Here is a 15,546-nt window from a genome sequence, read left to right on the forward strand (position 1 = left end):
CCGCCCCGGCCCGGTGCCGCCAACGCTGACGTTCGCGCGCGTGCCGGAGGCCAGGACCGTCAAGAACCGGCTTCACCTCGACGTCAACCCCGTCGACCGGGAGCAGGACGACGAGGTCCGCCGCCTGCTCGAGCTGGGTGCCCGGCACGCCGACGTCGGCCAGGGCGACGAGAGCTGGGTCGTGCTCGTCGACCCGGAGGGCAACGAGTTCTGCGTCCTCGCGACCCGCCGCCGCTGAGCCTGCGCGCTCGGGCCGGCGGCGCACGGTCGCCGAGCTACACCGCGTCGTGCAGGTGGGCGCGCTCGCCGTCCTGGTCGAACATCGTCAGGAGCTCCACCGGCCCGCCCTCGGCGCCGATGAAGTGCGGCACCATCGTCGAGAACTCGGCGGCCTCGCCCGGGCGGACGGTCAGCCGTCGTTCCCCCAGGTACAGGCGGGCGACGCCGGACAGCACGGTGAACCACTCCCGGCCCGGGTGCACCGGCAGGTCGTCCGGGTCGACCGGACGGTCCGGGCTGATCCGCATCTTCGCCACGGTCGCGCCGTGCAGCGCGCGGTCGCGCGAGAGCACCCACACCGTCATGCCCGGCGTGCGCGCCGGCTCCGGGCGGATCACCACGTCCCCGTCGTCGACCGGCTCGACGAGCTGGTCGATCGTGGTGCCCAGGGCGCGGGCGATCGGGACCAGCTGGTCGAGGGCCATCCTGCGGTGACCGGTCTCGAGCCGGCTCAACGTGGACGGGCTCAGGTGGCAGCGCGCGGCCAGCGAGTCCAGCGACCAGCCGCGGGACAGTCGCAGACCACGGATCCGCTGGCGGACGACCGCGTCCACGGCGACTTCTTGCGTCATGAGCAAGAGTGTATGCGCACTACGCAGGTCACGTCCTAATGTCGTGTCATGACCGCGAACCACGCCCACGCCCATGCGCACGCCCACGACCACCAGCACGGCGTCTTCGACGACGCGGCGCTGGCCGACATGATCGACCTCGACGGCGAGGTGCTCGCCGGATACCTCGACGAGGTCACCGCGTGGACCGCCGGGTTCGCGCCGCAGCCCGGCACGATCGTCGACCTCGGCCCCGGGACGGGCACCGGCACGGCCGCGCTGGCCCGTCGCTTCCCGGACGCGTCGATCGTCGCGCTGGACGCGTCGGAGCCCATGCTCGACCGGGTGCGGGCCAAGGCCCGTGAGCTCGGTCTGGACGGGCGGGTGCGCGCCGAGCTCGCCGACGTCGACGCGCGCTGGCCCGACACCGCGACGCCCGATCTCGTGTGGACGGTCTCGACGCTGCACCACCTCGCCGACCCGGAACGGGTGCTGCGCGACGTCCACGCCGCGCTGGCGCCGGACGGGGTGGTGGTCGCGGTCGAGATGGACGACCAGCCGCGCTTCCTGACCGACGACGGCGGGACCGGGCTCGAGGACCGGGCCCGCGCCGTGATGGCCGACGCCGGCTGGAACGCGCACCCGGACTACCAGCCGCTGCTGGAGCGGGTCGGGTTCGAGGTCACGCGCCGCCGGTTCACGATCGACGTGGCACCGCTGCCGGACAGCGCCCGGCGCTACGCGCTGGCGTTCCTGGGCCGCCTGCGCGTCGCGTTGTCGGACCGGCTGGGCCCCGACGACCTCGCCCTGCTCGACCGTCTCGTGGCCGCGGACGGGCCGGAGTCGGTGCTGGTCCGCGACGATCTCGCGGTCCGCGGTACCCGCACCGCATGGGTGGGCCGCCGGACCTCCGGTCGCGCTCAGTCCCGGGCGACGTCGTAGCGCAGGTACACGACCCCGCCGGCGAAGCGGCGCCCCTCGCGCAGCCGCAGGTCCAGGTGCACGTCGGCGGGCAGGTACGGGCTCCCACCGCCGACGACGACCGGGCACAGGTAGACGTCGAGCTCGTCGACCAGCCCGGCCCGCAGCGCGTGCGCGGCGAGACCGGGCCCGCCGATCCCGACGTCACCGCCCGCGGACGCGATCACCCCCCGGACGGCGTCCGGGTCGAACTCCCGCTCCAGCCGGGTCCGGGAGGTGCTCACCGCGTCCAGCGTCGTCGAGTAGACGATCTTGTCCGCGGCCTGCCAGATGGCGGCGAAGTCGGCGGTCGGGCCGGGTGTCCCGGTCAGCTCCGGGTCGGTCTCCCAGGCGGTCATCATCTCGTACATCCGCCGCCCGTAGAGGTAGGTGGTGGCGCCCCGCTCGCGCTCGTTGACGAACGCGTGCACCTCCTCGTCCGGCTCGGCCCAGGCGAAGCTGCCGTCGCGGTCGCTGTGGTAGCCGTCCAGGGAGACGATCACGGAGTAGACGAGGCGCGGGGTCATGCACCTTCCGACCGGCGCCGGGCCCCGAACTCATCGCCCGGCGCCGGATCCGTCGGGGCGCTCGCGTCGGGCGCGTCGCCGTTCGGGTCACCGACCCGCTCGCAGGCGGCGGTCAGGTGGTCGCGCGACCACGCGGCGAGGTCGGAGAGCACCGGGACGAGTGCCTGCCCGCTGTCGGTCAGCGAGTAGACGACGGTGACCGGCGGGCCCGGGCAGACCTCGCGGGTGATCAGACCGGCGGTGCTCAGCTCGGTGAGCCGTGAGGCCAGCACCGACTCGCTGATCCCCGGGACGGCGCGGCGGAGCCCGGAGAAGCTCGCCGGGCCGTGCATGAGCGTGCCGATGAGGATCCCGTTCCAGCGCTTGCCCAGGAACCCGAACGCGTGCGCCAGCGCCCCGTCGCAGGCGGTGTGCCCGCCGGCGCCAGGGGCCGGGACGGAGTCCGGACGGGCGACCATGGGGTCAGGTTACGCCCGGTCCGTCCTCTTCCGGCGTGCGTCGACGGGGCCGGGTTCGTGTGCCCGCGATCACGCACCCGGCCGTTTCGTGACTTCGCGGTGAGTAGTAGCTTCTTTTTTAGAAGCTGCTCGCTCGAGCGGCCCGATCGCACAGGGAGCTCATCGTGTCCGTCGACACCGACCGCGCCACCATCGACGCGGACCCGCGCCTCGCTCTCGGGGCGGACGCCCAGGCGTTGCTGTTCACCGAGGCGCGCACCGCCAACTCGTTCAGCTCCGAGCCCGTCGACGACGCGACGCTGCGTTCGATCTGGGAGCTCAGCAAGTGGGGCCCGACCGCGGCCAACACCAACCCGCTGCGCGTGCTCTACGTGCGCACCGACGAGGCGAAGCAGCGCCTGGTCGGCCACATGAGCGAGGGCAACCAGGCCAAGACGGCCTCGGCGCCCGCGGTCGCCGTCCTGGCCGCCGACACCCGGTTCCACGACCTCATCCCCACGCTGCTGCCGTTCCGGCCCGAGCTCAAGGACGCGTTCGAGGACGAGTCCGCGCGCGAGCCGATGTGGCAGTTCGGCTCGGCGCTGCAGGCCGGGTACTTCATCCTCGGCGTCCGTGCCGCGGGACTGGTCGCCGGCCCGATGGCCGGTTTCGACAAGGCAGGGGTCGACGGGGAGTTCTTCGCCGACAGCACCTGGCGCTCGATCCTCGTGGTCAACATCGGCCACCCGGGGCAGGACCCGTGGTTCGACCGGCTGCCCCGCCCGGCCTTCGGCACCGCGGTGCAGATGGCCTGAGTTCGACGTCGGGTCAGGCCCGCCGGGTTTCGACCAGCCAGACCGCGGAGTCGAAGAGCACCCCGCGGTCGGTGAGGTGGGCCGACATCACGTGGTGGAGCTCGTCGGTGGCCCGTGCCCGGTCGTCGTCGCCGAGCCCGTCGAGCAGCCCGGCGAACTGGCCCAGGATGAACCGCGTCGCGTCGTCGGCGTCCGGACCGACGTACATCGGCTCGTCCACCCCGGTCAGCGCGACGCCGGTGAACCCGGACCGTCCGAGCAGGTCGCGCACGTGGCCGGGCTCGTCGAGCGCGAACGGGCCCGGCGCCCCGGAGGGCGGCGGCGCGACGTCGCGGCCTGCGGCCAGCGCGCCGAAGTAGCTGCGCAGCCACTCCTGGCGGGCCAGCGGCTGCCAGGTCATCAGCACCAGGCGGCCGTCCGGGCGCAGGGCGCGGGCGACGTTCGCGAACGCGGCGGCCGGGTCGCCGAAGAACATCGCGCCGGTCCGGCTGATCGCGACGTCGAACGAGCCCGCGTCGAACGGGTGGTTCTGCGCGTCGGCCCGGCGGAACGCGGCGTTGTGCAGACCGTCGCGCTCGGCGAGCCTGCGGGCGAGCTCGAGCAGGCGGGCGGACAGGTCCACCCCGAGCGCCGACCCGCCGGCTGCCGCGCGCGCCGCGTCACGGGTCGTCTGCCCCGCGCCGCAGCCGATGTCGAGCACCGCGTCGGCGTGTCCGATCGCCGCGGCGGTGCAGAAGTGTGGCCGGTAGGCCGCGACGCCCTCGTCGTAGCGGGTCGCGTGCTCGGCCCAGTACGCGCCGCCGTCGCCGTCCCAGCTCCTCAGCTGGTCGGCATTGGACGGGTCCGCCGGGACGTCGGCGGGGTCGTGGGCCATGCGGCCAGTGTGAACCAGGTACCCGACCGTCCATCACCCTGGACTGATCGGGTGGTCACCGCCGGTGAGATGTGACCGTAGGTGATAAGTGACTGGACTGTTCGGGCTACCGTAGCTCGTGCCCGAGTTCGTGACGCCGGCCTTCGCCGGCCTGCTCCTACGAGCGGTACCGCAGGTCGTGCGCCGGGACGCGCATGTCGCCATGGGTGCGCTCGCGCCCTGGGGCTTCGTCTCGCCGCAGCTCGTCCAGGACACCAACGGCGGCGTCGCCGACCACGAGCTGCACGTCGACGGCGAGCTGGTCCAGGTGCCGTACCGGGTCTCGTTCCCGTGGCCGTCGACGCCGTTCGCCGCGCGGCTGAGCCCGCGTCGCCAGGCCGTGCTGTCGGCGTGGATGACCCGCAGCGACCGGGCCGGGACCCGGCAGCGGGCGCTGCGCGAACTGGTGACCTGCCGGGAGCCGTGGATCGCGCCGTTCGTGGTGCAGCTGTGCGGCGAGTACGTGCACGAGATCGGTTCCGACGTGCTGCACTTCGTCGCCGGCGAGCTGCCGCGGCACCCGGAGCTGCGCAACGCGTTCGCCCGGTTCGTGCGGGACAACCCGCGCTACCTCGCGACGACGCGGCACCGCGCCGTCGGCTTCCGCGACCTCGACCACCGGTGGGCGTTCCGCGACGACCCGGGCCGGCCCTACCCGCAGATCGCGGCCCTGGACGCGCTGGCGGTGCTCGCCTACGGCGGCGGCCACGCCTACCCGGGCGAGCCGCCGGCCCGTCGTCCCGAGTACTCGACGGGCGCCGCGACCTCCTGAACCCGGTGGTGTGGACCCCGGTCGCGTGCCGGTTCGACCGGCCTCGGATCGGGTAGTGACCCGTCATGGACGGGACGCCAACGGCATCGGTCGGGACGCGGCGATGACCGGACACCACCTCAGGACGGCCCTGGACGGAGCCCTCGCCCGCGGACGGACGAGCGCGGCGCCGGTGCTGCTGGCCGCCGTCGCGGCCGGGGTCGCCTGGCTGCTGGCGAGCGCCCTGCTGCGCCAGCCGCAGACGTTCTTCGCCCCGATCTCGGCGATCGTGGTGCTGATGGGCAGCGTCGGGGCGCGGGCCGGGCGGGCGCTGCACATCGTGCTCGGTGTCTCGGTGGGCGTCGTGGTCGGCGAGGTCGTGGCACTGTTCGGGTGGCCGGACCCGCTGGAGGTGCTCGTCGCGGCCGGGGTCGCGATGCTGCTGATGTCGCTGCTCTACACCGACGCGCTGCCGCTGATCCAGAGCGGCGTCGGGGCCGTCCTGGTGATCGTGATGCACCAGCCGGCGACGGCCACGGGACGGCTGTCGGCGGCGCTGCTCGGTGCGGCGGTGGCGCTGGTGTTCACGCTGGTGCTGTTCACCCCGAGCCCGTGCCGGCTGCTCGCGGACGCCGTCGGACGGGTGCTGAATGCGTGCGCCGCCGCGCTGCGGGCCGGTGCCGAGTCGTTGCGCGCTCCCGAGGACGGGGGCCGCGACCACGACGGCGAGGCCGAACGGACGGCCGTGGATGCGCTGGCCACGCTCGACTCGACCCGGGGATCGGCGCGGTTCCTCGGCCGCTGGTCGGTCCGGGGGCGCCGGGAGACCGCGGAGCAGCGGCGGATGGACGCGCTCGCCGCACGACTGGTCACTTTCGCCGTCGACGTCACCGCGCTGAGCCGGGCCGCCAGCACCGGCCGGCTCGGACCCGAGGCCGCCGACGTCCTCGACGGCATCGCCGACGCCGTCACACACCTGTCCGCGGACCCGCGCTCGCAGGACCGTGCCCGCGCCACCCGCCACGCGGCCGACGGCGTACTCGCCGCCGACGCCGCCACCCGGTGCGGGGCGGGTGCGGACCAGATGCGCCTGGTGGTCGACGGCCTGCGCGCGCTCACCGGCGAGCGGGACCGCGTCACCCGGAGCTGACCCCACGGGTGTACTCGTCGCGCAGGAGCCGCTTGTAGAGCTTGCCGTTCTCGGCGCGGGGGAGACGGTCGCGGAACTCGATCCGGCGCGGGCACTTCTGCCGGCTCAGCCGCGCGGAGCACCAGGCCATGATCTCGGCGCCGGAGCCCGGGCCGACGTCGGCGCCCTCGACCGGTTCGACGACGGCGATCAGCACCTCCCCGAGGTCGTCGTCCGGGACGCCGAACGCGGCCACGTCGCCGACCAGCGGGTGTCCGATCAGGACGTTCTCGGCCTCCTGCGGGTAGATGTTGACCCCGCCGCTGATCACCGTGAACGACTTGCGGTCGGACAGGTACAGGTAGCCGTCGGCGTCGAGACGGCCGATGTCGCCGAGCGTGCTCCAGCCGTTCGGGCCGTACGCGCCCGCGGTCTTGGCGTCGTCGCCGTGGTAGCGGAACCGCACGCCGCCGGAGAAGTACACCGCGCCGGTCCCGCCGGTCGGGAGCTCCTCGCCGGTCGTCTCGTCGACGATGTGCACCCCGCCCGACACCGGCCGTCCGACCGATCCCGGGTGCGTGAGCCACTCGCTCGAGTCCAGCATCGTCATGCCCGCGCCCTCGGTGCCCGCGTAGTACTCGACGAGCACCGGGCCCCACCAGTCGATCATCTCCCGCTTCACCGTCGGCGGGCACGGAGCCGCCCCGTGCGCAGCCGTGACCAGCGACGACAGGTCGTAGAGCTCCTTGTCCGGCACGCGCAGCATCCGCACGAAGTGGGTCGGGACGAACAGGCCGTGGGTGGCCCGGTGGCGCTGCATCGACGCCAGGCACTGCTCGGCGTCGAACCGCCCGGAGATCAGCACCGTGCCGCCGAGGCGGTGCACGCCGAACCCGTAGCCCAGCGGCGCGGAGTGGTAGAGCGGGCCTGCGTTCATCAGCACCGTGTGCTCGTCGAAGCCCATGCCGAGTATCAGCGGGCGGATCACGAAGACCGAGCCCGGCGGGCCGTCGGTCAGCGGTCGCGCGACGCCCTTGGGGGCCCCGGTGGTTCCCGAGGTGTAGAGCATCTTCTCGCCCTCACCCTCGTGCTCCAGCCGACCGGTAACGGCGCCCGCCAGCGTCTCGTAGTCCTCGTGCCCCGCCCGCGACGACCCGATCACGATCCGGTGCGCGACGGCGTCCACACCGGACTGCAGTGCGTCGGCCAGCTCGGGTAGCGAGGAGTCGACGACCAGGGCGGTCGCGCCGCAGTCGTTCACGACGTAGCGCGCCTCGTCCGGGGCGAGGTGGGTGTTGACCGCGGTGTAGTAGAGCCCGATCCGGTGCGCGGCCCAGCAGAACTCGAAGAACTCGGCCCGGTTCGCCATCGCCAGCGCGACGTGGTCGCCCGGCCGCAGCCCCCACCCCCACAACGCGTGCGCGAGCGCCCGGGACCGCTCCTCGAGGCGGCGGTAGGTCAACGTTGCGCCGTCCCGGACGTCGATCACCGCGGGGTGGTCGGGCCGCCGCAGCGCGTGGGTGGTGGGGTACTCGACCACCGTGGCCCTACTTGTTCCGTGACGCCTGGTCGGCGAACAGCGACGGGGGCAGCCCGTCGGCCTGCGGGCGGACGTTGCTCTCCATCTGCGCGGCCAGGTCGTCGAACGACCACGGGCCGTCGCTGCGGGCCTCGCCGATCACGGTGGGGTTCTGGTAGACGCCGACGGTGAACCCGACCGAGCCGAGCACCCGCCCGGTGAGCCAGTCCGAGCGTTCGCTGGCCAGGTACAGGGCCAGTTCGGCGATGTTGTCCGGGCTGCGGCTGGGGTCGTCGTCGGCCGGGCGGTCCTGGATCGCGCGCTTGGCCGGGTCGACGGTGGCCACCAGCCGGGTCGCGGCGGCCGGGGCGATCGCGTTCGCGGTGACGCCGTAGCGGGCCAGTCCCTGGGCCAGGGAGTAGGTCAGGCCGACGATGCCCATCTTGGCGGCGGCGTAGTTGGCCTGCCCGGGAGAGCCCTCCAGGCCGGAGTGCGAGCCGAAGTTGATGATCCGGTAGTGGGCCTCGGGATTGCGCCGGGCGCGGAAGTGCGCGGCCGCGGCCCGGCTGAGGACGAAGTGCCCGCGCAGGTGCACGCGGATCACGGTGTCCCACTCCTCGTCGGACATGTTGAAGATCATCCGGTCGCGGAGCACCCCGGCCGAGTTGACCAGGATGTCCAGGCCGCCGAACTCGGAGACGGCCTTCTCGACGAGGGCGGTGCCGGTCGCGGAGTCGGAGACGTCCCCGCCGTCGGCGACGGCGCGCCCGCCGCCGTCGCGGATCTCCCGCGCCAGGTCCTCGGCCGCGGACAGGTCGCTCCCGCTGCCGTCCGGGGCGCCGCCCAGGTCGTTGACGACGACCGCGGCGCCCTCGGAGGCCAGGCGCCGCGACACCGAGGCGCCGATCCCGCGCGCGCCGCCGGTGACGATGGCGGTCTTCCCGTCGAGCAGTCCCACAGCGGTGTAGTCCCTTCGATCGCGATGTCCGAGCAGGGAGTTCAGGCCGGTCCGAGGGTCAGGGTGCCGCGGTCGAGCACCACGGCGTCGCCGCTGGTGGTGCGGAAGTACGCGGTGTCGGCCTCGCGCCAGACGGCGACGGTCAGCTCGTCACCGGGCAGCACCGGCCTGGTGAACCGGGCGTCCATGCCGAGCAGGCGGGTGGGATCCCCGTCGCAGACGGTGCGCAGCAGCGCGCGGGCGGTGAACCCGTAGGTGCACATGCCGTGCAGGATCGGCCGGTCGAAGCCGCCGCGCGCGGCGAAGGCGGGGTCGGTGTGCAGCGGGTTGCGGTCCCCGGTGAGCCGGTAGAGCAGCGCCTGCTCCGGTCGGGTCCGGTAGGTGATCTCGTGGTCCGGTGCCCGGTCCGGGACCGGTGACGGTGTCGACTCGCCGCGCGGGCCGCCGAAGCCGCCCTCGCCGGAGATGAACACGGTCTGCGCGGTGGTCACCAGCGGCGCGCCGGTCTCGACGTCCACGGCCCGGGACTCGGTGCGCACCAGCGCGCCCTTGCCCTTGTCGAACACGTCGGTGACGGTCGCGGTGACCCGGGCGCGTCCCTCGACCGGGATCGGGCGGTGCACCAGGAACGACTGCTCGGCGTGCACGAGCCTCGCCTTGTCGTAGTCGCCGAGGTCGGGGCGGGCGCCGCGGGTGATGATGTTGGCGTAGGTCGGCAGCACCACCGTCCGGACGCCCTCGGTGTTCTCCGTGGTCAGTGCCAGCTCGTCGGTCGGGTCCTCCTGACCGGCGCCGACGGCCAGAGCGTAGAGCAGCACGTCGTCGCGACCCCAGGCGAAACTCACCGGCTCGCTCTGAGTGCCCACCAGGTCCGGGGCCAGGGCCATCTCGATCTCCTTCGACCATCGGGCGTTGCCCGCGAAACCTATCCCGAGACGATCGATGCGCGCAGTAACGTGAGCGTGACAGTGTGATCGACGTGGACGAGCTGGTGTTCGCACGCGAGTTCGAGCGGGTCGCGCGGTGGGCGGGGGACCGCGTCGCGCTGACCGACCTCGGCACCGGCCTGCGGCGCACGTTCGCCGAGCACCGCGGCGCCGTCGCCCGTCTGAGCGGCGCGCTGCGGGACCGCCTGGACGTGGCGCCCGGCGACCGGTACTCCGCGCTGCTGGACAACCGCGCCGTCTACGCCGACCTGTGGCACGCCGGGCTCTGCGGCGCCGGCGTGTTCACCAGCCTCAACGCCCGGATCGGCCGCGACGAGCTGCGCCACACCCTGCGTGACGCGGGTTCCTCGGTGCTGTTCGTCTCGGCGCCGTTCGCGGAGATGGTCGACGAGGTGCGGGCCGACCTGCCGTCGCTGAGGCAGGTGGTCCTGGTGGGCGCTGGCACCGAGAGGAGCGCAGGCGGAACGAGTATCGATACCGACGTCCCGCACGACCTCACCCTGGACGCGCTGCTCGACGGCGCCGAGGAGCGGATGCCCGAGCCGCCCCGGGAGGACGACCCGGCGATGCTGCTCTACACCGGCGGCACCACCGGCCTGCCCCGCGGCGTCGTGCTCGACCAGCGCGCGGTGATGCTCAACCGGCACCGCTCGGTCGAGGTGATGGCCCCGACCCGGGACTGGACGTTCCTGCAGGTAGTGCCGATGTACCACGTCGCGGCGCTGATGCCGCTGGTCAAGGTGCACCTGGCCGGGGCGGGGGTGGTCGTGGCGCCGCGGTGGGACCCGGGCGCGGCGCTGGAGGTGATCGAGCGCGAGGAGATCGGCGCGCTGTCGATCGTCCCGACGATGGCGGTGCAGATGCTCGAGCACCCGGACTTCGCACCGGAGCGGCTGCGTTCGCTGCGCTTCCTCGGCTACGGCACCGCCCCGATGCCGCTCGGCCTGCTCAACCGGCTGATCGACGTGCTGCCCCGGGAGTGCCGGATCAACCAGTCCTACGGCATGACCGAGTCCTGCGGCACCGTCACCATGCTCGACGACGACGACCACCGCCACGGCGACCCGTCGCTGCTCAGCTCGGCCGGGCGCGCGCTGTCCGGGGTGGAGCTGACGATCCGGGACGGGGCCGGCTCGTCGCTGCCCGCGGGCGGGACCGGGGAGATCTGGCTGCGCTGCGGCAGCGTGCTGCGGGAGTACCGCGGACAGCCGGAGGCGACCGCCGCGGTGCTCGAGGACGGCTGGTACCACTCCGGCGACGTCGGGCGGCTCGACGACCGCGGCTACCTCTGGGTCGTCGACCGGGTGAAGGACATGATCGTCTCCGGCGGGGAGAACGTGTACTCGGTGGAGGTGGAGAACGCGATCTCGACGCTGCCGGGCGTGGCGCGGGTGGCCGTGTTCGGTGTGCCGCACGAGGTGTGGGGCGAGGCCGTGCACGCCGTCGTGCAGCTCTCCGAGGGCTCGTCGCTGACCGGGGACGACGTGCTCGCCCACGCGTCGGAGCGTCTGGCCCGCTACAAGGTGCCGCGCGGTGTCGAGCTGCGGCGCGAGGAGCTGCCGGTGTCCCCGGCGGGGAAGGTGCTCAAGCGGGCGCTGCGGTCCGAGCGCACCGGCGATGCGACGTCGGCGGCACCGACCACCGGCAGGTCGCCCGACCAGGGCTGAGACACTGTGACCCTGCGGGCGATCCGGCCCGCACCGAGTACAGCGGAAAGACGTGAGGCGTGTGACGGCGACACCGGAGGCGGTCGAGCTCGCGAAGGCGGCGGTGGCCGCGGCGGCCGACAAGAAGGCCGTGGACGTCGTCGTGCTCGACGTGTCCGAGCAGCTGGTCATCACCGACTGCTTCGTGCTCGCCTCGGCGCCCAACGAGCGTCAGGTGCAGTCGATCGTCGACGCGGTCGAGGAGAAACTGCGCGAGCTCGGCGCCAAGCCGACGCGGCGCGAGGGCGCCCGCGAGGGGCGCTGGGTGCTGCTCGACTTCACCGACGTCGTGGTGCACGTGCAGCACTCCGACGAGCGCAGCTTCTACGGCCTGGACCGGCTGTGGAAGGACTGCCCGCGGATCGAGGTCCCGGAGGCCGCGCTGACCGCGTCGGCCGACGGCCCGTCGGAGCCCGGCCCGGAAGGGGACGGGTGACCCTGCGCCGGGTCGTGCTGCTGCGCCACGGACAGACCGACTACAACCTCGTCGGACGGCTGCAGGGCCACCTGGACACCAAGCTCACCGAGCGGGGCCAGGAGCAGGCCGCGGCCGTCGCGCCGCGCCTGGCCGACGACGAGTTCGTCCGGATCGTCAGCTCCGACCTGTCCCGGGCCCACGAGACGGCGCTGGCCGTCGCCGCGGCCGCCGGGATGCCGGTGTCGGTCGACCCCCGCCTGCGCGAGACGCACCTGGGCGACTGGCAGGGCGCCACCGTGGCCGAGGTCGAGGCCGACGACCCGGGCGCGATCGCGGCCTGGCGTGCGGACCCGGCGTGGGCCCCGCCCGGCGGGGAGTCCCGGGTGCACGTGGTGGCCCGGTCGATGCCGGTGGTCGCCGAGCTGGACGAGGAGTTCGCCGGCGACGAGACCGAGCGGACGGTGCTGCTCGTCGCGCACGGCGGGCTGATCGCCGGGCTGGTCTGCGGGCTGCTGGACCTGCCGCGCTCGGCCTGGCCGGTGATCGGCGGGATGGGCAACGCCAAGTGGGCCGTCGTCGCCCGCCGCGACGACCACCCCCGTTGGCGGTTGTCGGGGTACAACATCGGTGTCTAGTAAGGGGCCGTTGGTCCTCGTTCTCGGGGACTCGCTCGCCTTCCACGGCCCGGACCGTCCCGAGCCCGCCGACGAGCCGCGGTTGTGGCCCAACGTCGCCGCCGCGTCCCTGCGCGGGCGCGCCGAGCTCGTCGCGCGCAGCGGGTGGACCGCCCGGCACGCCTGGCACGCGCTCGCCGACGACCCCCGGATCTGGGCGCTGCTGCCGCGGGTCGACGCGCTGGTCCTGGGCACCGGCGGGATGGACTCGCTGCCCTCACCGCTGCCGACGTCGGTGCGCGAGCTGCTCCCGGCGGTGCGCCCCGAGCCGTTGCGACGGGTGGTGCGCCGCGGCTACCAGCGCGCGCAGCCGGGGCTGTCCCGGGCGTTCGCCGCGGCGCTGCCCGGCGGGGGCCCTGCGACGTTGCCGGCCCGCCTGACCGTGGCCTACCTCGAACGCTGCCGCGCCGCGGTGCACGCGCTGCGACCGGAGCTGCCGGTGCTGACGTTGCTGCCCGCGGTGCACCGGGCCCTCGCCTACGGCGGTGCGCACCCGCACCGCGCGGCCGCCGAGCGCGCGACCCGGGAGTGGGCGGCGGCGCACGGGGTGGGCCTGCTCGACACCGCGGCGCTGGTCTCGGACCACGTGCTCGGCGGGCACGGCAACGCCGACGGGATGCACTGGGGCTGGGAGGCCCACCGGCGCGTCGGGGAGGCCCTGGCCGACACCCTGCGACCGGTGCTGGCGGTCCCGCGGTGACGCTGCTCGGCATCGACCTGGGCACGACGTCGGTCAAGGCGGCGGTCTACCGCGACGACGGCACCCGGGTGGCCGGCGCGGCGCGGCGGCACACCACCCGCCGCCCGGCGCCGGGGTGGGCCGAGCAGGACCCGGCCGACTGGTGGGACGGGCTGGGCGGCGTGGTCGCCGAGCTGGACGCGGCCGGTGCGCTGCGCGGCCTGGACGGCGTCGGGGTCTGCAGCCAGGTCAACACCCACGTGGTCACCGACGCCGACGGCGCCGCGCTGCACCCCGCGATCACCTGGCAGGACCGGCGGTGCGCGGACGTCGCGGCGGGGCTCACCGGTCGCCTCGACGATGCCACGCGGGCCGCCGTCCGGGGCAGGCTGGGCACCGTCGACCCCACGCACCCCGCCGCCCGCGCAGCCTGGCTGGCGGCGAACGCGCCCGACGTCTGGGAGCGGGCCCGGTGGTTGCTGGCGCCCAAGGACCAGCTGCTGCTGAGGCTGACCGGCGTCGCGTCGGCGGACCCGATCTCCTCGATCGGGCTGGTCGACACCGGCGGCGCCTACCCGGCCTGGCTCGACGTCGTGGTCCCGGGACTGACCGGCCGGCTCGCGCCGCTCGGTGACCCGGCCGCGGTCCTCGGCGAGACGACCGGAGCGGGCGGGCTCCCGGCGGGTGTGCCGGTCGTGCACGGGACGATGGACGCCTGGTCGAGCCTGCTCGGCGGGGGGATCGCGGCCCCCGGCGACGCGATCGACGTGGCCGGCACGTCCGAGGTGCTGGCCATGGCCGCGGCGCCGGGCGGCGGTGCGCCCGGGATCGTCACGTTCCCGGGCTGGCGGGGCCTGCACGTGCACGCCGGACCCACCCAGGCCGGCGGCGACGCCCTGGCCTGGGCCGCCCGGATGCTCGGCCTCGACCTGACCGCCGCACTGGCCGCGGCGGCGCGGGCCGGGCCCGGCTCCGGCGGGGTGCTGTTCCTGCCGCAGCTCTCCGGGGAGCGGGCGCCGGTGTGGGACCCGCACCTGCGCGCGCACTGGCTCGGTGCCACGTTCGACACCGGCCCGGCCGAGCTGGCCCGGGCCGGGATGGAGGGCGTCGCACACGCCGCCCGGCACGTGCTCGACGTGCTCGAACGGGCGGCGGGGACACCGGCGGGGTCGCTCGCGGTGTGCGGCGGCGGGTCCGCGAGCGACCTGTGGTGCCAGATCAAGGCCGACGTGCTGGACCGCCCGCTGCGCCGCACCGCGGAACGCGACGCGGGGGTCCTCGGCGCGGCGCTGCTGGCCGGTCTGGCGGTCGGCGACGGCGCGTCGGTGGGTGAGCTGACCGCCCGGATGGTGCGGGTCGAGCGCGAGTTCACGCCCGACCCGTCGACGCGCGGTGTGTACGACGACGCGCACGGGCGCTACCGCAGTGCGCAGCGAGACCTCGCGGCGATGTTCGTGCCGTAATGTCCGGCGCCGTGCCGACATCCTCCACCGCCGCGGATCCGTCGGTGGTGGTGGTGACCGACTCGACCTCCGATCTCCCGCCCGGCGTCGCCGAGAGCCACGGGGTGCACACCGTCGCGCTCGAGGTGCGCGTCGGCGACCGGGTCGGCCGGGACGGGATCGACATCACCCCGGCCGAGCTCGTCGCGGCCCTTGCCGACCGCAACCTCGAGGTCCAGACCTCGCGGCCCAGCCCGGCCGCGTTCGCCGGCACCTACCGCGCGCTGCTCGACGGCGGGGCGCGGGAGATCGTGTCGGTGCACCTGTCCCGGGAGCTGTCCGGCACCTGGGACGCCGCCCGGATCGCCGCCGAGGAGGTCGACCCGTCGCGGGTGCGGGTGGTCGACTCCCGCGCGGTCGCGATGGGGCTGGGCTACGCCGTGCTCGCCGCCTGCGACGCGGCGCGTGCCGGACTGCCCGGCGCGGCCGTCGAGGACGCCGCGGCCGGGGTCGCCGCCCGGTGCCGGGTGCTGTTCAGCGTGGAGAACCTGGACCGTCTGCGCCGCGGGGGACGGATCGGTGCGGCGGCGGCGCTGTTCGGTACGGCGCTGTCGGTGAAGCCGCTCCTGCACCTGACCGAGGGCCGGATCACCGCACTGGAGAAGGTCCGCACGACCGGCCGCGCGGTGCAGCGGCTGGTGGAGCTCGCCGTCGAGGCGGCGGGGGAGGGTGCGCAGCTCGCGGTGCACCATCTCGGGGCGCCGGACCGGGCCGAGGACCTCGCCGACCGCCTGCGTGAACGCCTGCCCGACGCGGCGCGGCTGCTGGTCAGCGAGGTGGG

Annotated in this window: 18 protein-coding genes; 11 read left to right on the forward strand and 7 right to left on the reverse strand. The window is 74.5% G+C overall.

What is annotated here, in order from left to right; genetic code table 11:
• The coding region (locus I4I78_RS19410) for a VOC family protein (protein ID WP_275957988.1) at nucleotides 1-238 on the forward strand (238 nt) is incomplete at its 5' end.
• A 37-nt stretch (nucleotides 239-275) separates the two neighbouring features.
• Here I4I78_RS19410 and I4I78_RS19415 read toward each other — a convergent pair.
• Nucleotides 276-851 carry a helix-turn-helix domain-containing protein gene (locus tag I4I78_RS19415; protein ID WP_218612816.1) on the reverse strand — a complete coding sequence of 192 codons (576 nt, stop codon included), beginning with the start codon at nucleotides 849-851 and terminating at the stop codon, nucleotides 276-278.
• Nucleotides 852-899: 48 nt separating this feature from the next.
• Between I4I78_RS19415 and I4I78_RS19420 the strand changes: the two genes are divergently transcribed.
• A complete protein-coding gene (locus tag I4I78_RS19420; RefSeq protein ID WP_218612817.1) occupies nucleotides 900-1,772 on the forward strand; it encodes a trans-aconitate 2-methyltransferase in 873 nt (290 codons plus the stop codon).
• Here I4I78_RS19420 and I4I78_RS19425 read toward each other — a convergent pair.
• Both I4I78_RS19425 and I4I78_RS19430 read right to left on the reverse strand, forming a co-directional pair.
• Nucleotides 1,751-2,317: a dihydrofolate reductase family protein gene (locus I4I78_RS19425; RefSeq protein WP_218612818.1), complete on the reverse strand. Its 567-nt coding sequence runs from the start codon at nucleotides 2,315-2,317 to the stop codon at nucleotides 1,751-1,753. The genes I4I78_RS19420 and I4I78_RS19425 overlap by 22 nt on opposite strands.
• Nucleotides 2,314-2,775, reverse strand: a complete 462-nt coding sequence (locus tag I4I78_RS19430; RefSeq protein WP_218612819.1) for a helix-turn-helix domain-containing protein — start codon at nucleotides 2,773-2,775, stop codon at nucleotides 2,314-2,316. Before I4I78_RS19430 ends, I4I78_RS19425 begins: the two co-directional genes overlap by 4 nt.
• A 164-nt stretch (nucleotides 2,776-2,939) precedes the next feature.
• Here I4I78_RS19430 and I4I78_RS19435 point away from each other — a divergent pair, with 164 nt between their 5' ends.
• Entirely contained in the window at nucleotides 2,940-3,569 is a 630-nt protein-coding gene (locus I4I78_RS19435; protein WP_308252223.1) for a malonic semialdehyde reductase, read from the forward strand.
• A 13-nt stretch (nucleotides 3,570-3,582) separates the two neighbouring features.
• On the opposite strand, the gene I4I78_RS19440 is transcribed toward I4I78_RS19435, so the two are convergent.
• Nucleotides 3,583-4,443, reverse strand: coding sequence for a class I SAM-dependent methyltransferase (locus I4I78_RS19440; protein WP_218612820.1), 861 nt, complete (start codon nucleotides 4,441-4,443; stop codon nucleotides 3,583-3,585).
• A gap of 118 nt (nucleotides 4,444-4,561) precedes the next feature.
• On the opposite strand from I4I78_RS19440, the gene I4I78_RS19445 reads away from it, so the two are divergent.
• Nucleotides 4,562-5,254, forward strand: coding sequence for a hypothetical protein (locus I4I78_RS19445; RefSeq protein WP_218612821.1), 693 nt, complete (start codon nucleotides 4,562-4,564; stop codon nucleotides 5,252-5,254).
• A gap of 103 nt (nucleotides 5,255-5,357) precedes the next feature.
• Nucleotides 5,358-6,383 (forward strand): FUSC family protein, encoded by a 1,026-nt coding sequence (locus I4I78_RS19450; protein ID WP_218612822.1) that lies wholly within the window; start codon nucleotides 5,358-5,360, stop codon nucleotides 6,381-6,383.
• Here I4I78_RS19450 and I4I78_RS19455 read toward each other — a convergent pair.
• The 3 genes from I4I78_RS19455 to I4I78_RS19465 are packed head-to-tail and all read right to left on the reverse strand — an operon-like array spanning nucleotide 6,370 to nucleotide 9,726.
• Nucleotides 6,370-7,902 carry an AMP-binding protein gene (locus tag I4I78_RS19455; RefSeq protein WP_218612823.1) on the reverse strand — a complete coding sequence of 511 codons (1,533 nt, stop codon included), beginning with the start codon at nucleotides 7,900-7,902 and terminating at the stop codon, nucleotides 6,370-6,372. The genes I4I78_RS19450 and I4I78_RS19455 overlap by 14 nt on opposite strands.
• A gap of 7 nt (nucleotides 7,903-7,909) precedes the next feature.
• Entirely contained in the window at nucleotides 7,910-8,839 is a 930-nt protein-coding gene (locus tag I4I78_RS19460; RefSeq protein WP_218612824.1) for an SDR family NAD(P)-dependent oxidoreductase, read from the reverse strand.
• Nucleotides 8,840-8,880: 41 nt separating this feature from the next.
• On the reverse strand, nucleotides 8,881-9,726 hold the full coding sequence (locus tag I4I78_RS19465) for a MaoC/PaaZ C-terminal domain-containing protein (protein ID WP_218612825.1): 846 nt from the start codon (nucleotides 9,724-9,726) through the stop codon (nucleotides 8,881-8,883).
• An 83-nt stretch (nucleotides 9,727-9,809) separates the two neighbouring features.
• On the opposite strand from I4I78_RS19465, the gene I4I78_RS19470 reads away from it, so the two are divergent.
• From I4I78_RS19470 to I4I78_RS19495, 6 genes are all read left to right on the forward strand, one after another.
• The gene (locus tag I4I78_RS19470) at nucleotides 9,810-11,453 is read left to right on the forward strand and encodes an AMP-binding protein (protein ID WP_218612827.1); all 1,644 of its coding nucleotides are present in this window, start codon (nucleotides 9,810-9,812) and stop codon (nucleotides 11,451-11,453) included.
• A gap of 61 nt (nucleotides 11,454-11,514) precedes the next feature.
• Complete coding sequence (rsfS, locus tag I4I78_RS19475) at nucleotides 11,515-11,928, forward strand: ribosome silencing factor (RefSeq protein ID WP_218612828.1); 414 nt, start codon at nucleotides 11,515-11,517, stop codon at nucleotides 11,926-11,928.
• Nucleotides 11,925-12,545 carry a histidine phosphatase family protein gene (locus I4I78_RS19480; RefSeq protein ID WP_218612829.1) on the forward strand — a complete coding sequence of 207 codons (621 nt, stop codon included), beginning with the start codon at nucleotides 11,925-11,927 and terminating at the stop codon, nucleotides 12,543-12,545. The genes rsfS and I4I78_RS19480 overlap by 4 nt, the downstream gene beginning before the upstream one ends.
• 10 nt (nucleotides 12,546-12,555) lie before the next feature.
• Nucleotides 12,556-13,284 carry a diglucosylglycerate octanoyltransferase gene (gene octT / locus I4I78_RS19485; RefSeq protein ID WP_226380016.1) on the forward strand — a complete coding sequence of 243 codons (729 nt, stop codon included), beginning with the start codon at nucleotides 12,556-12,558 and terminating at the stop codon, nucleotides 13,282-13,284.
• Nucleotides 13,281-14,726: an FGGY-family carbohydrate kinase gene (locus I4I78_RS19490; RefSeq protein ID WP_218612831.1), complete on the forward strand. Its 1,446-nt coding sequence runs from the start codon at nucleotides 13,281-13,283 to the stop codon at nucleotides 14,724-14,726. The genes octT and I4I78_RS19490 overlap by 4 nt, the downstream gene beginning before the upstream one ends.
• Nucleotides 14,727-14,737: 11 nt before the next feature.
• Nucleotides 14,738-15,546, forward strand: an 809-nt coding sequence (locus I4I78_RS19495; protein WP_308252224.1) for a DegV family protein, incomplete at its 3' end; no start/stop codon positions are given.

The sequence above is a fragment of the Pseudonocardia sp. KRD291 genome (genome assembly GCF_019263595.1).
Classification (GTDB): domain Bacteria; phylum Actinomycetota; class Actinomycetes; order Mycobacteriales; family Pseudonocardiaceae; genus Pseudonocardia.

What these genes read in the sequence shown, in the direction of transcription:
- I4I78_RS19415 (WP_218612816.1), bottom strand. Translation starts at nt 851, where the DNA reads ATGACGCAAGAAGTCGCCGTGGACGCGGTCGTCCGCCAGCGGATCCGT.
- I4I78_RS19420 (WP_218612817.1), top strand. Translation starts at nt 900, where the DNA reads ATGACCGCGAACCACGCCCACGCCCATGCGCACGCCCACGACCACCAG.
- I4I78_RS19425 (WP_218612818.1), bottom strand. Translation starts at nt 2,317, where the DNA reads ATGACCCCGCGCCTCGTCTACTCCGTGATCGTCTCCCTGGACGGCTAC.
- I4I78_RS19430 (WP_218612819.1), bottom strand. Translation starts at nt 2,775, where the DNA reads ATGGTCGCCCGTCCGGACTCCGTCCCGGCCCCTGGCGCCGGCGGGCAC.
- I4I78_RS19440 (WP_218612820.1), bottom strand. Translation starts at nt 4,443, where the DNA reads ATGGCCCACGACCCCGCCGACGTCCCGGCGGACCCGTCCAATGCCGAC.
- I4I78_RS19450 (WP_218612822.1), top strand. Translation starts at nt 5,358, where the DNA reads ATGACCGGACACCACCTCAGGACGGCCCTGGACGGAGCCCTCGCCCGC.
- I4I78_RS19465 (WP_218612825.1), bottom strand. Translation starts at nt 9,726, where the DNA reads ATGGCCCTGGCCCCGGACCTGGTGGGCACTCAGAGCGAGCCGGTGAGT.